This window comes from Deltaproteobacteria bacterium, assembly GCA_016933965.1.
Lineage (GTDB): Bacteria > Desulfobacterota > Syntrophia > Syntrophales > UBA2210 > JAFGTS01.
The window spans coordinates 49726-64149 of sequence record JAFGTS010000014.1; the positions used below are offsets into that span (position 1 = coordinate 49726).

At 44.8% G+C, this 14424-nt stretch carries 14 protein-coding genes; all 14 read left to right on the top strand.

What is annotated here, in order from left to right; all coding sequences use genetic code 11:
• Position 1: 1 nt before the first annotated feature.
• The 14 genes from JXO48_03370 to JXO48_03435 all read left to right on the top strand — a co-directional run bounded on the left by JXO48_03370 (position 2) and on the right by JXO48_03435 (position 14358).
• On the top strand, positions 2 to 709 hold the full coding sequence (locus JXO48_03370) for an SGNH/GDSL hydrolase family protein (GenBank protein ID MBN2282909.1): 708 nt from the start codon (positions 2 to 4) through the stop codon (positions 707 to 709).
• The gene (locus tag JXO48_03375; GenBank protein ID MBN2282910.1) at positions 697 to 2145 is read left to right on the top strand and encodes an oligosaccharide flippase family protein; all 1449 of its coding nucleotides are present in this window, start codon (positions 697 to 699) and stop codon (positions 2143 to 2145) included. Before JXO48_03370 ends, JXO48_03375 begins: the two co-directional genes overlap by 13 nt.
• 385 nt (positions 2146 to 2530) lie before the next feature.
• A complete protein-coding gene (locus JXO48_03380; protein MBN2282911.1) occupies positions 2531 to 3160 on the top strand; it encodes a hypothetical protein in 630 nt (209 codons plus the stop codon).
• A gap of 302 nt (positions 3161 to 3462) precedes the next feature.
• Positions 3463 to 4062, top strand: coding sequence for a CatB-related O-acetyltransferase (locus tag JXO48_03385; GenBank protein MBN2282912.1), 600 nt, complete (start codon positions 3463 to 3465; stop codon positions 4060 to 4062).
• Positions 4063 to 4161: 99 nt separating this feature from the next.
• Positions 4162 to 5070 carry a glycosyltransferase family 2 protein gene (locus JXO48_03390; GenBank protein ID MBN2282913.1) on the top strand — a complete coding sequence of 303 codons (909 nt, stop codon included), beginning with the start codon at positions 4162 to 4164 and terminating at the stop codon, positions 5068 to 5070.
• Positions 5071 to 5167: 97 nt separating this feature from the next.
• Positions 5168 to 6469, top strand: a complete 1302-nt coding sequence (locus JXO48_03395) for a hypothetical protein (protein MBN2282914.1) — start codon at positions 5168 to 5170, stop codon at positions 6467 to 6469.
• A gap of 10 nt (positions 6470 to 6479) precedes the next feature.
• Complete coding sequence (locus tag JXO48_03400; GenBank protein MBN2282915.1) at positions 6480 to 7691, top strand: glycosyltransferase family 4 protein; 1212 nt, start codon at positions 6480 to 6482, stop codon at positions 7689 to 7691.
• Between the two features lie 36 nt (positions 7692 to 7727).
• Entirely contained in the window at positions 7728 to 8357 is a 630-nt protein-coding gene (locus JXO48_03405) for a sugar transferase (GenBank protein ID MBN2282916.1), read from the top strand.
• Positions 8350 to 8766 carry an acyltransferase gene (locus JXO48_03410; protein MBN2282917.1) on the top strand — a complete coding sequence of 139 codons (417 nt, stop codon included), beginning with the start codon at positions 8350 to 8352 and terminating at the stop codon, positions 8764 to 8766. Before JXO48_03405 ends, JXO48_03410 begins: the two co-directional genes overlap by 8 nt.
• A gap of 20 nt (positions 8767 to 8786) precedes the next feature.
• Complete coding sequence (locus JXO48_03415) at positions 8787 to 10013, top strand: aminotransferase class I/II-fold pyridoxal phosphate-dependent enzyme (GenBank protein ID MBN2282918.1); 1227 nt, start codon at positions 8787 to 8789, stop codon at positions 10011 to 10013.
• Positions 10014 to 10047: 34 nt separating this feature from the next.
• Positions 10048 to 11907 (top strand): polysaccharide biosynthesis protein, encoded by a 1860-nt coding sequence (locus JXO48_03420; GenBank protein MBN2282919.1) that lies wholly within the window; start codon positions 10048 to 10050, stop codon positions 11905 to 11907.
• Positions 11908 to 12038: 131 nt separating this feature from the next.
• Positions 12039 to 12320 (top strand): helix-hairpin-helix domain-containing protein, encoded by a 282-nt coding sequence (locus tag JXO48_03425; protein MBN2282920.1) that lies wholly within the window; start codon positions 12039 to 12041, stop codon positions 12318 to 12320.
• 73 nt (positions 12321 to 12393) lie between these two features.
• On the top strand, positions 12394 to 13422 hold the full coding sequence (gmd, locus tag JXO48_03430; protein MBN2282921.1) for a GDP-mannose 4,6-dehydratase: 1029 nt from the start codon (positions 12394 to 12396) through the stop codon (positions 13420 to 13422).
• The gene (locus JXO48_03435; protein MBN2282922.1) at positions 13423 to 14358 is read left to right on the top strand and encodes a GDP-L-fucose synthase; all 936 of its coding nucleotides are present in this window, start codon (positions 13423 to 13425) and stop codon (positions 14356 to 14358) included.
• Positions 14359 to 14424: the final 66 nt, after the last annotated feature.

Below are 14424 nucleotides of genomic sequence, written 5' to 3' on the forward strand. Positions count from 1 at the left end.
CATGAAAAAGAAGAAACGGGTTTTGATCATAGGCGATTCTCTGGCAATGCCACGCCCTGACGTATGCTATGAAGATACATGGGTATACAAGTTAATTAAAGCGCTTCCTGAGTTGGAATTTATCGATAAAACGATGCGTGCGTCTACTTCTGAACGATTGGTAACTGAAGGGGGGGGGGATAATAACAATCCATACGGTGCTGATCTTTTGGAGCATTATATGCCTGATATCGTCGTTATGCAAATCGGTATTGTGGATTGTGCCCCGAGGTACATAAAAAAAGGTAGCTTAGAAAATATAATACTCAACAGAATTATGCCGCGAAGTATGCGCACAGTATATATGGATTTAATAAAAAAGAATCGTGTAAGAGACCCTCAAAAAGCTTATGTTCCGAGACATAGATTTCGGTCAAATCTCTCTAATTACTTTCAAAGAGCAGATAACCACAATGTAAAAGTCATAGCCATAATGATTGCGCCTGTGACCAGTGCGTTCATCGATAAAAGTCCCTTCGCAAATCAAAGTATAAAAAATTATAATAATATTTATCATGATCTCAGTAGAGATTTTGGAAATGTTGATTTGGTGTATCCTTTTGATGATGTAATAAATTTGGAAGATGTTACTATTGATGGCTACCATATTAACTTAGAAGGACACGATATTATTTTTCGAATACTTATGAAACAGATATGTCCAAAATAATTAAAAATACATTCCTTTACTCTATTGGCAATATCATTCCCCAGGCAGCGGGGTTTTTCCTCCTGCCGATTTATACACGTTATTTAACACCCGCCGATTATGGGATTGTCAGTTCCATGCAAGTTCTAAATACGATTCTCGCGGTTTTTTTTACCCTTGCTATTGAACGGTCTGTTTATCGTCTTTACTGGGATTATAAAACAGAAAAGGGAAAGAAGGATTATTTAGGTTCCGTAGTTGTAGCGCTGTGTAGTATAGCCACCATAATTTTGTTGTTATTATTTCTGTTTAAAGGTTTCGTGGGGTTGATTTATAAATCAATACCCTTCTATCCGTTTTATGCCTATGCCATTGTAACTGCTTATTTCTCAGTGCTGGGGCTCATACCTAAGATATACTTACAGTTGAAACAGAAAGCCGCAAGCTTTGTGATACTATCTATAATGCAGTTTGCTGCTAATACCACATTCATCCTTTGGTTCATCGTGGGATTGAAAGCTGGTGCTGAAGGTATGCTTAAGGGTCAGATGCTCGGATATGGAGTAATGCTTCCTGTATTCCTGTTTATAGGATTTAGGATAATCAATTATACTGTTAATCTCTCGATTTTGAGAGAAAGTCTAAAGTTCAGTTTGCCGATGATACCTGCGTTGCTCAGCGCTTGGGTTTTAAATTTGTCTGACAGGATTTTTATAGAAAGATATTTTTCATTAGCGGATGTTGGAATATATTCATTGGGATACAAAATTGCAGGACTTGTATTAATCCTATCAAGTGCTTTCAATATGGCATACGAGCCGCTTTTTTATAACTTAGCCAATTCTGACGATCAATTAATGGCCAGAAAAAAGCTTTTTTTTTATAATAATACGTTTGTGATGGTCATTTTAGTTATATGTTTTTTTGTCAGCCTGTTTTCCAAAGAAGCCATAGTTATTTTACTGGATGAGAGATATGCAGAAGCCTACAAGATAGTTCCAATCATAGCCCTAGCTTATTTTATTTCGCAAGCTGGAGGTCTTATGAATCGTTTGATTTATCAGGAGAAGAAAACGTTTGCCCTCATGATAATAGTAATATTTGGCGCATTATTAAATATTGGTCTCAATTTTTTGTTCGTCCCCCCATTAGGAGCATACGGTGCTGCTTACGCAACAGTATTATCTTTTGCAGGATTATTTGCCGTTGAGTACTGGTATGCAAAGAAATGCTACTTTATCAATTACGACTGGAGCAAAATCATAAAGGGATTGCTGATTGCTATACCAATTGCATCTACAGCGTATTTTATAGAAGTGAACATCCTTCTCTCTTTGTTCATAAAGTTAATTGTAGTATCAATTGCTTCAATGTTTTTATATGCGCGTTTTGGAGTTCAACTTAAGTCTGTCTTTGCGGGCAAAAACAATGAGAACGAGCTCACTGATTCTATCTGAATTAATATTGGATTAGTAAATGCTTTCGAACTATGTTGCTGAAAGAGCCGAGTTGTTTTATTGCCTTTCATATCAGGCATTTCTGATGGGGCTCTATTTGATTCGTTGTGGCAGAAGGATAGTATTTGTCACACAAAATCAAAATATTATCAGAACATGTGAGCAACTTGATCTTGAGGTTATAAAACTTGTCTCATTTTCTCAGAAGCATATATGTTTCAATTCAGGAAAGGTGAAAAAATATATTAATCAGTTATGTTTACTGGGCGATGGTGTACCTCTGCACTTTTCACATACGCAATTTGATAGTTTTTGTTTTTTATTGATCAACGCTTATTCAAAAGTAGCCCCGATATTTTTTTATAATTTTGAGGTTGAATATGGTGTGGTTGAAAAAATATCGCTCGATTATGGTTTTTTGAAGACATTATTTCTTCGCCTCATGATGAAAAAGATATATGAATGCGAATGCGTTATTAAAAAAGTGAGAGGTGTTTATCTGATCGGCATAGATAGGGAATTTTTAGAGAGACATAACATAGAGACAGTAGATAATAAAGATACCTATTATGAACAGATTGCAGAGGCAATAAAAGACAGGCAAATTGAGTTGAAAAAATGTCAGAATCTCTTTTTATATCAGGACTTCTCAAATGTGACGTGGCAAAGGTCCATAAATGCAATATACGACTTATTAAATAAGAAAGACTTTGTTGTAAAATCACATCCAAGTAAAAAAATTGCTGAAGCAGCTCTCAGAAATATGTGCCAATATCCAAAACACCTGCCTTCTGAGTTAATATTTGGTAATATTGATAAAAATGTTGTCGCAATATATTCATCTTCATTGATTAGTGCATCAAAATTTTCTCATCTCAAGGCAATAAGTCTTATTGAACTTGTGGAGTGGCGTAACAATGATTATAAAATGTTTCTTAAAAAAGACCTTGTAACAAATTCAAATGGGAAAATATTTTTCCCTGAAAGTTTTGATGAGTTGTCTGCGCTTTTATAAAAAATAAAACACTTTTCTTTGATCCAGATGATTTATTCAATGCTCATATTTGGCGAAGTCATGAAAAGCTCCATGGTGCCGAAAAACCAGCATTTTGATTTTTAACTGCTTGAATATATTAAATGCAAATTAAAAATTGCCACTTTATGACTTTTTGACGAAGTCATCATATTTATTGATACACACTCATTATGCCGGTTAACTTAAATAAAATATTAAAAATCACTGCTCAAAGTGTGCCCGCCTGTTTAACCATTGCTGCGATGAATACCATCATGCGCCTCAAATACAACGTTAAGATAATGAAAAATTGTAAAGTTAAGATCGACTGTGAGTTTGAAGGGCATAATGCCGTGTTTCACAATACTGAAATATCGAATTCAATCCTTGGGTTGTTTTCTTATGTTGCTGAAAATTCCGTCATTCGGAGCACAAAGATTGGTAGATTCTGTGCTATTGGGGACTATGTGAGAACGGGAGTAGGACGCCATCCCATCGATACGATGGTTAGTATTCATCCCGCATTTTTTTCGCTTAAGAAACAGGCAGGAATAACTTTCGCTCAAGAGCAACTATTCCATGAACATTTATATGTAGATGCAGAGAGAAGATTTGTTGTTGATATTGGCAATGATGTGTGGATTGGCAATAATGTTACGATAATGGATGGAATTATTGTATCTGATGGCGCGGTTATTGGTGCTGGTGCAGTAGTAACAAAAGATGTTGCCCCATATTGCGTAGTTGGTGGAATACCTGCAAGGGCGATAAGATACCGTTTTAGTAAAGAAGAAAGGAAGTTTCTCCAAGAATTTAAGTGGTGGGAGAAAGACGTTAATTGGCTCGCAAGAAATGCACACTTGTTTTGTGATATAGAAAAATTCATGAAAAATGTTGGTTAATATAATAACAATAATAACAGGTTTATTAATGAGAAAAATGACATAAAAACAAGTCATTTAATATGAATAAGAATACTCCCGAAATGAAGAGCAGCAGCAGTGATTCAAAATAAAGCCGCCAGAGTATTTGTTATTATAACTTGTCATAATCAACTTCATGCGATTAAGCGGTGTTTGTCATCTCTTTTCAAACAAACATTTAAAAACATATCCCTTGTTGTTGTTGACGATGGGAGCAATGACAATACGTCTGAATTCCTCAGCCAGATTGGCAATAACACAGTGGTATTGCGTGGCGATGGCAACTTGTGGTGGGGCGGTGGGGTTTTGCGCGGCTATGAATCAATTTCTCATGTTGTGCAGGAGAGTGACTATATATATCTTGTCAATTGTGATGTCGAACTTAAAGAAGACTGTTTGGAAAAACTTCTTTTTTTCCTTGAATCAAAGAAAAACAGCTGCATCGCACACTCTCTTACAGTAAACCAGTCAGACCGAGAAACTATAATTACTTGCGGGAGTAATATTAAAAGTTGGGCATTATTTCTTACAGATCACCCTCTGAGAGGAATGAAGCGTTCTCAGATTGATTTTGCGCCCGTTGCTATTGAGACAGTTACCGCACGGTCCCTTTTAATTCCTAATAATGTAATAGAAAAAGTTGGTTTTATAGACGGCAAAGCTTTTCCTCATTATGGTGGTGACAGCGATTTCGGAGTACGCTGTAAGCGATTGGGATTTCAGCCTTTTGTGGTTCCACAAAGTGTCTGTTATTTGGATATTCTTTCTACAGGTAACAACCCGGGATTAGATAGCGCTTCACTGAGGGATAAAATGGGAGGGCTTTTTTCCATCAAATCAACCAACAACCTTAAATATCGATGGAAATTTGGTCGTAACATAGAGAAAGGATATTTACGCATTCCATATTTTATATCGGTATGCGCACAGGTATTCGGGGGCATTATTGTCGAGATTCTTAGATCATTAGGAAGAAGATTATCATAAAAAATTTTCTTAAAGGCACGATATTAAATCCATGACCTGCCGCCACGATTCTTCTTTTTACAATTCACACGATAGAAAAATTTTAGATGTTACGTCTATGCCTGCCAGAGGATATTCGCTGAATAAGTCTTTGTCAGTTGATACGAATTCAGACGGGATAGGTAATGCCGGAAGCCTTCTTGTTTGGATTGCAACAGTTTTCTTTGTTGCAAAATATTTCATCTGTAGGGGACCTCGCCCTCTAGATCTAATAAATATAGTTTCCGTTGAAACCGCAGGAATACTTACTGTGTATTTCCTTTCACTATTGAAGGGGACTGTAAGAATTAATATTAAATATGTGATGTTTATTATAGGTGGTTATATTATTTTGCTCGGTCATCTTATGTTAGTGATTGATCACTTCACTTTTGAATATATCATCAAGCTGTCGCGATTATATGCATATATAGTCATTATTTTGATTTTTGCTATGCATTTCTTTAACTGGCATGTTTTTTATCGTGTATTGCTTACATTTTGTTATGCATCTTTGTTTCTTACAGTAATCGGGGCGTTTTTTTTCCCGAACTATTTTGTAGAGATAGGATATGGTTTTACTCGGTGGCGTGCCATGTTTTCGGAACCATCAGCGTTTGCGCCAGTAATAAGTATCGTGTTGTTTGATTCTCTGGTGCGAAAGAGGATTTTAGGGATTATATTATCTCTTTTCGTAGCTCATCTTGTGGCTTCCGGGACTGTATATGTTGTCATGGTACTTATGGCCATTATGTTTTGTGTCAGATACGTTATATTTCAAAAACGAAACATTAAAAAGCTTATCATCTTGTTTTCAGTGCCGTTATTTATAATGATAACAGTCGTTTTTTTATTGGTGTATCAGTCAGAAGTTATGAAAATACTTGATAATAGCTTTAATTACGGAAGAATCGTCACTTCTATCCAAAGTGTTTCTGAAGAAGGTCATGGCAATTCAAGACTCCGTTCCCTGTTTAATTATTATAAAATCTTTAAGAACGAAGGCGGTCTATTTTTTGGTCGTGGTTTTAATGCAGCAACAGTTTTTTTCGGGGAAGAAAGCGGAGAAAATATTAATAGAGAATATTCTATCCTTCATTCGTTTTTCTTTGCTTTTGGTATTATTGGAAGCGCTGCGCTAATATTTATTCTGTTCATGACATGGTTTTATTTAAATAAAACGGGCAATGTGTTTATGTTAATAACATATTCAGCCTTTCTTTTTTCTTCTCTCTTGAATAGTTCGGGAGGACATACCCTTTATAAATTTTGTTACATCTTTATCCTTTCATCCATAATATATGGGAAAGATGGATTGCCGGGCTATGCGCGGAGCATCAAAAACCCTTCAATTTTCAGGAGGAGCGTTGAAGTGGCGTGAAGAATTGGATATGAAAATTATCTATCTCCATCAATATTTTAATACCCCTTCTATGTCAGGTGGAACGCGTTCATATGAGATGGCGAGACGTTTCATTATTGCAGGACATGAAGTACATATGATCACGTCACAAAGAGAGAATTCTCGTTATTTTTACAGATGGATGGAAGAAAATATTGATGGTATTCATGTCTACTGGTTACATGTGCCTTATTCAAACAAGATGAGATTTACGGCACGAATAATGGCTTTTATGAAGTTTGCCCTTTTATCCGCCCTAAAGGCTGTAAAAGTTGGTGGAGATATAATATTTGCAACCAGTACTCCATTAACTATTGCCTTACCAGCAGTGTATGCTGCCCGGCGGTTGAAAAAACCGATGGTTTTTGAAGTGCGAGATCTGTGGCCGGAGATACCCATTGCCGTGGGCGCGATCAAGAACATATTTTTAAAAAAGGCAACGAGATGGTTTGAGTGTTTTGCTTACAAGAATTCAGAAGCCATAGTAGCTTTATCTCCTGGCATGGCTGCAGGTATAATTAAAACTGGGTATCCAGAAAACAAGGTGTATGTAGTACCCAACAGCTGTGATATTGAGATGTTTCAAATTTCAGAAAGCGAGAGGGATGCGTTTCTGAGGTTACACCCGGATTTGCGGGATGGGCCACTTGTTCTTTACGCAGGTACGCTTGGTCTCATTAATGGAGTTGGATATCTTGTTGAAATAGCAACTGCTATGATACGAATCGATGCATCGGTTCGTTTTTTGATTGTTGGTGAAGGTAAGGAACAAAAGAAAATTAGGGAAAAAGCCTTTAGTGCCGGTGTGCTGGGAAAAAATCTATGGATGTTGCCGTCGGTCTCAAAATCAGAGATGCCGCATTTACTTTCGGCAGCAACAATAACGAGTTCGTTCGTTATAAATTTGAAGGAACTGTGGAATAATTCTGCAAATAAGTTTTTTGATGCATTAGCTGCTGGACGGCCAATTATGATAAATTATGGCGGATGGCAGGCGGATTTGATACGTGAAACAGGGGCTGGATTGGTTGTGCCGCCAAATGATGCCTTACGATCCGCTGAGATACTGCATGATTTTCTTTCCGAACCAGGTAGGGTAACAAGGGCCGGACAAGCGGCCTTTAAACTAGCCAAGTCCCGCTTTGCACGTGATGATTTAGCAGAAGAATTGTTGGCAGTATTGGAAAAAACATGTGGCTGAAACTACCGATGTAGCAGCAACAAACGTATGAGGATGATGTCTGTTTATGAACCGCACAAGAAACCGGGAAGACAGCTCTTTGATCTGGCGATTGCTGTTCCTTCCATGATCATTCTAGTGCCCGTTTTGTGTGTGATAGGATTCCTGGTACGCCTTAAGATTGGGTCGCCGGTCCTTTTCCGCCAGATACGTCCAGGGTTGCATGGCAGGCCTTTTACCATCTATAAGTTTCGCACTATGACGGATGAAAGGAATAAGGACGGGAGTCTGTTACCTGACAGACACCGCTTGACTAAATTCGGACGTTTTCTTCGGAGCACCAGTTTGGATGAATTGCCAGAATTGTTAAATGTTTTAAAGGGCGATATGAGTGTTGTCGGACCCAGACCATTACTTATGCAATATTTAGAGAGATATACACCCGAGCAGGCGCGCCGCCATGAAGTAAAGCCGGGTATCACAGGTTGGGCGCAGATAAATGGTCGTAATGCAATTACCTGGGAAGAAAAATTTCAGTATGATGTATGGTATGTCGATAATCAATCATTCTGGCTGGATTTAAAAATTATTATTTTAACGATTTGGAAAATTTTGAAACGTGAGGGAATTAATCAGCCAGGGCAAGCAACAATGGAAGAATTTATAGGATCAAAAAACAATGAGTGATCAAGACCGTTTTGCTGATTGGGAATATCCTGAGATTGAAGAGGGGAAACCGACCAAGTATAACTGGGTGGTCCGGAATGTTTATGGACTGAGATTAGGTTATAAAACGGACATAGGTGCCTTCAGTTACATCAATGCAAAATATGGAGTCACGATTGAGGATTTTGTACAAATAGGATCACATTGTTCCATTTATTCCGTCTCTACCATTGATGGAAAAAGCGGACCAGTGTTACTGAAGAAGGGCTGTCGTGTGGGAAGCCACAGTGTTATCATGCCGGGTGTGACTGTAGGTGCAAATTCTATTGTCGGTGCATTGAGTTTTGTTAGTTGTGACATTCCCGAGAACTGTATCGCCGCCGGGGTTCCAGCGAAAGTGATAAAAAAAACCAAGCCACATATTGCGTAAATCAAAGCAGATTTGTCTAAATGATAAAAACAAAAACAAAACGCATCTTCCTTTCCCCGCCCCACATGGGGGGACAGGAACTCGATTTTATCCGGGAAGCCTTTGAAAGTAATTACATTGCTCCCCTGGGGCCCCAGGTTAACGCCTTTGAACGTGAGTTCTGCGAGCGGGTCGGGATCTCCCATGCCGTGGCCCTGGCGAGCGGAACGGCGGCGATACACCTGGCCCTGCGGATTCTCGATGCCGGCCCCGGCGACGAGATCTTCGCCTCAACACTGACCTTCATCGGCAGCGTCACTCCCATCATCTTTCAGGGGGCACGTCCCGTCTTTATCGATGCCGACCGTGTCTCTTGGAACATGGACCCGGGGCTGCTCGAGGAGGAACTCAAACGGTGTGCCGCGGCCGGCAGCCTGCCGAAAGCGGTGGTCCCAACTGACCTGTACGGACAGTGCGCCGACCTGGACAGGATCCGCGACATCTGTGAACCCTATGAAATTCCCGTTATTGTTGATGCCGCCGAATCCCTCGGTGCAACCTGCAGGGGCCGAAGCGCCGGTGTTGGGGCATGGGCCGCGGTGTTCTCCTTCAACGGGAACAAGATCATCACCACCTCCGGAGGCGGCATGCTTGCCTCGGATGACAGGGCGATGATCGACCAGGCCCGGTTCCTGTCGCAACAGGCAAGGGATGATGCGCCCCACTACGAGCATTCGCAGATAGGCTATAACTACCGGATGAGCAACATCGTGGCCGCCATCGGCAGGGGACAGTTGCGGGTCCTTGACGAACGGGTCGATGCCCGTCGCCGCATCCGTGAATTCTATCAGGATGCCTTGAAGAAGCTTCCCGGCATATCCTTCATGCCCGAGGCTCCCTATGGAAAATCGAACTGCTGGCTGACGGTTATTCTGATCGAACCTGAAGCATTCGGTGCCGACCGGGAACAGGTTCGCCGGGCCCTCGAGGCGGAAAATATCGAATCGCGGCCCCTGTGGAAGCCGATGCACGCGCAGCCGGTGTTCAATGTGAAAGGGATTAAGGATTACGGATTAGGGATTACGGATTATGAATCGGGGATCGGGAATGGAAACAGGGGGCTCAGGCGGTATGAAGCACGGGTTGTGGGAGGAGCGGTCAGCGAGTACCTCTTTGAACGCGGTCTCTGCCTGCCCTCGGGAACGGCCCTGTCAAAGGACGACCTCGAGCGGATCGTGGCGGTGATCCGCAACTGCAAAGCCGCATAAAATTGTTGCAATCAGACCATTATGTGTTATTAGAATGCCGTTCATGGTAAGAAATAAGAACTTCTGGTTCATGCTTCTAGGGGACGCGGTTCTCGTCCTCCTCTCGTATTACGCCGCCTATTTTCTCAGGTTTGACGGCGATATCCCCCCGGTATTTTTTGCAGGATTCGTAAAGACCGTTGTCTGGGTCGTGCCGTTGAAGCTTTTATGCTTTAACTTTTTCGACCAGTACAAGGGCATGTGGCGCTACACGAGCTTGCATGACATCATCGATCTTTTGAAGGCCTGCCTGACATCGTCGGCCATAATCGCGCTGATGCTGCTTCTCGCCGTCCGGTTTATCGGATTTCCGAGAAGCGTGTTCGCCATAGATTTCATCCTCACCTTTTTCATGGTCGGAGGATACCGGGTCGCGATCAGGCTCTTCTATTCGCGGATGAACGGGCATTTCGCGGTTTCTTCACTATGGAAGCCACCGGCGGACGCGAAAAACATCCTCCTCATCGGAGCGGGTGATGCGGGGGAGAAACTGTTGAGAGAGATCATGGAAACGGCGAATCTCCAGTATAACGTGGTCGGGTTTCTGGATGACGATACACACAAGATGAACCGGTCCATCCATGGTGTGCCCGTCCTGGGAGCCGTTGATCAGATCCAGAAGGTGGTGAAAAAGAATAGGGTGGAGGAGATCATTATTGCAATCCCCTCCGTCAGGGGCGAGCAGATGCGGCGGATCGTCGGCCTCTGCGAGCAGACGGGAAAGAGGTTCCGGACCGTGCCGGGCATCTGGGAACTGATCGAAGGCAAGGTGTCGGTGAAGCGGATCAGGGATGTGACCCTGGCAGACCTCCTCGGCCGGGAAGAGGTCCATCTCGATGAGGACGGGATCGAACAGTATCTCTCGGGGAAAAAGGTCCTCGTCACGGGGGCCGGCGGATCAATCGGTTCCGAGCTGGTGCGGCAGATATGCCGGTTCGGACCGGCGGCGCTGGGTTTGCTCGATTTCAGTGAGTTCAACCTGTTCAGTATCGAAATGGAGTGCCGGCAGCTCTTTGAAGATATTCCCGTTCATCCCTTCCTGGTCGATATACGGGACGAGGAATCCCTGGAACAGACCTTCCGTGAATTCCGTCCCGATGTGGTCTTTCATGCCGCGGCGTACAAGCATGTCCCCATGCAGGAAGTGAATCCCTGGGAAGCCGTTGTCAACAATATCTGCGGCACCCGGAATGTCGCAGAGACGGCCCTGAGATACGAAACAGGACGCTTTGTGCTGGTCTCGACGGACAAGGCAGTACGCCCCGTAAATGTGATGGGTGCGACGAAACGGGTCGCCGAGATGCTCATCGAATCCATCAACGGCGGCCGGACACGGTTCATGGCGGTCCGGTTCGGAAATGTCATCGGCAGTTCCGGTTCGGTCATTCCCCTTTTCCAGGAACAGATAGCGCGGGGCACGCCCGTCACGGTGACCCACCGCGAAGTGACACGATATTTCATGAGTATTCCCGAGGCGGCTCAGTTGATCCTCCAGGCGGGTGCCATGGGAACAGGCGGTGAGATATTTATCCTCGACATGGGTACCCCCGTTCGCATTCTCGATATGGCGGAAGACCTCATCCGCCTCAGCGGCCTTGAACCGTACACGGACATCCCCATTGCGTTCACCGGTCTGCGGCCGGGTGAGAAGCTCTATGAGGAACTGATCACCGAAGGCGAGGGGATCGTATCGACGGAGCATGAGAAGATACTGGTCCTGCGGGGAAATACCGTGGACCGGGGGCGCCTGGAATCCTGTATCGAGGAACTGAAGAGGATCGCCCGTACCCATGACGCACCGGCGATCAAGAAGAAACTGCACGAGATCGTGGCTGAATACTCGCCGCAGCTCTAAGGATGCGCGGGTTCATTCGCTGAGCATCGCGTATCCGACCCGATGCATCGTAAAAGCTCTTTTCCATAGGGAATGATATACCGGCGGGTATAATCTATAACCCATTACCAAATACAATCCGGGGGGATGATATGATGAGAGTCAGGAAGTTCGTTGTTGTACTGCTTGTCGTTTCGTTGGTCGTTTCATTGGTTCCCGTTGTTTTTGCCGATGAGATGAAACCGGTCAATATCAACACGGCGTCGGCGGATGATCTGTGCACTCTGAGCGGGATCGGCAAGACCGTCGCTCAGCGTATCGTTGATTACCGTGATCTGAACGGTCCCTTCAAAACGCCGGAAGGCTTGATGGAAGTGAAAGGCGTGGGGGCGAAGATTTTCGATGCCAACAAGGATCGTATTACGATAAACTAACTTTCAACATATAATTTGCTCAATGGTAATGGGTTATAGATTTCCATATGGAATATGACAAAGGAGGCCCCCTGTGAAAAAAGCCTTTATCACCGGAATCACCGGCCAGGATGGTTCCTATCTTACCGAATTTCTCTTGAACAAAGGGTACGAGGTCCACGGCCTGATCCGGAGGTCCAGCACCTTCAACACGGATCGTATCGACCATCTCTACCGTGACCTTCACGATCCCGAGGCCCGGATGTATCTCCATTACGGAGACCTTTCCGTTTCGGGCCAGTTGATGGACCTGCTCTTCGATATCAGGCCCGATGAGATCTACCACCTGGGCGCCCAGAGCCATGTGCGCGTCAGTTTCGACATGCCCGAGTATACGGGTGATGTGACGGGTGTCGGCACGATACGGCTTCTGGAGGCGATCCGCAAAACAGGCATCGAGACAAAATTCTACCAGGCGTCGTCGAGCGAAATGTTCGGCGCGGCGCCGCCGCCCCAGAGCGAGAAGACCCCTTTTGAACCCCAGAGTCCCTATGCCGCGGCGAAGGTGTATGCCTATTACGTGGTCAAGAACTATCGACAGGCTTACGGCATATTTGCCTGTAACGGCATCCTCTTCAACCATGAATCGCCGAGAAGAGGGGAGACCTTCGTGACGAGAAAGATCACCCGGGCGGCGACACGGATAAAACTTGGCCTTCAGGATAAGCTCTACCTGGGGAATCTGGAGGCAAAGCGGGACTGGGGATACGCCGGCGATTACGTGGAGGCGATGTGGATAATGCTCCAGCAGGAAAGGGCCGACGACTTCGTTATCGCCACGGGCGAGACACACTCGGTCCGCGAGTTCGCCGAGCGGGTTTTTGAAAAGCTCGACCTTGATTACAAGCAATACGTGGAAATAGATAAGCGGTATTTCCGGCCCACCGAGGTCGATGTGCTGCTCGGAGATGCCTCCAAGGCGCGCGAGAAGCTGGGCTGGGTCCCCCGGGTCGGCTTCGAAGCCCTCATAGACATGATGATCGACCATGACCTGGAAACGGCGCAGAAGGAAAAGACGCTGGTAGACGCGGGATTTGTGGTCGGGAATCGGCGGGGTTCGTGAATCGTGAATCGTGAATCGAGAATCGTTATTACTGGAGGGAAGGGGTTTCTGGGGACCCACCTCATCAGGAAACTGAGAGAGCGGGGGTACCGGAACATACTGGTCGCTGACCTTCCGGAATATAATTTTGTCGATGCTACCGATGTGCGCCGGATGTACGATGAGCTCAACCCCGATATCGTCATCCACCTGGCGGCGAAGGTCGGGGGCATCGGGTTCAACCGCGAGAACCCGGCGACGCTGTTCTATGAGAACCTGATGATGGGGACCCAGCTTCTCCACGGGGGGTATCTGAAGGGAATTCAGAAGTTCGTGGCCATCGGGACGATCTGTGCCTATCCGAAATTTACGGAGGTCCCCTTCAGGGAGGATGATATCTGGAACGGCTATCCCGAGGAAACGAACGCACCTTACGGCCTGGCGAAAAAGATGATGCTGGTCCAGTCCGATGCCTATCGCCGACAGTTCGGTTTCAACTCCATCTTCCTCCTTCCCGTGAATCTCTTCGGGCCGGGAGATAACTTCGACCCCCGCTCTTCTCATGTCATTCCCGCCCTCATCAAGAAGTGTGTCGACGCCATTGAGGCGGGGGAGGAGGAAATTACGGTCTGGGGAACGGGCGAGGCGACCCGGGAATTTTTCTATGTGGAAGATGCGGCGGAGGCCATCATCCTTGCCATGGAACGGTACAACAGAAGTGAGCCCGTGAACATCGGGGCCGGTTTCGAGATATCCATCCGGGACCTGGTCGCGCTCATCGTGGAGCTGACGGGGTTCCAGGGAACGGTCCGATGGGATACGTCGCAGCCGGACGGGCAGCCGCGACGTATGCTCGACACGTCACGGGCCTTGCGGGAGTTCGGATTTCAGAGCGGGACCGATTTCAGGGAGGGCCTGAAGAGGACCATCGAGTGGTATAAAGAGCGGTTGAAATAGGCATTTATTAGGGATACAATCGTCGGGAAAAGTTGTTTGACTTCAAAAAAACTTTGTGTTAAAAGC

What these genes read in the sequence shown, in the direction of transcription:
- JXO48_03405 (MBN2282916.1), top strand. Translation starts at nt 7,728, where the DNA reads ATGTCTGTTTATGAACCGCACAAGAAACCGGGAAGACAGCTCTTTGAT.
- JXO48_03395 (MBN2282914.1), top strand. Translation starts at nt 5,168, where the DNA reads ATGCCTGCCAGAGGATATTCGCTGAATAAGTCTTTGTCAGTTGATACG.
- JXO48_03410 (MBN2282917.1), top strand. Translation starts at nt 8,350, where the DNA reads ATGAGTGATCAAGACCGTTTTGCTGATTGGGAATATCCTGAGATTGAA.
- JXO48_03425 (MBN2282920.1), top strand. Translation starts at nt 12,039, where the DNA reads ATGATGAGAGTCAGGAAGTTCGTTGTTGTACTGCTTGTCGTTTCGTTG.
- JXO48_03370 (MBN2282909.1), top strand. Translation starts at nt 2, where the DNA reads ATGAAAAAGAAGAAACGGGTTTTGATCATAGGCGATTCTCTGGCAATG.
- JXO48_03375 (MBN2282910.1), top strand. Translation starts at nt 697, where the DNA reads ATGTCCAAAATAATTAAAAATACATTCCTTTACTCTATTGGCAATATC.
- JXO48_03385 (MBN2282912.1), top strand. Translation starts at nt 3,463, where the DNA reads ATGAAAAATTGTAAAGTTAAGATCGACTGTGAGTTTGAAGGGCATAAT.
- JXO48_03420 (MBN2282919.1), top strand. Translation starts at nt 10,048, where the DNA reads ATGCCGTTCATGGTAAGAAATAAGAACTTCTGGTTCATGCTTCTAGGG.
- JXO48_03400 (MBN2282915.1), top strand. Translation starts at nt 6,480, where the DNA reads ATGAAAATTATCTATCTCCATCAATATTTTAATACCCCTTCTATGTCA.
- JXO48_03415 (MBN2282918.1), top strand. Translation starts at nt 8,787, where the DNA reads ATGATAAAAACAAAAACAAAACGCATCTTCCTTTCCCCGCCCCACATG.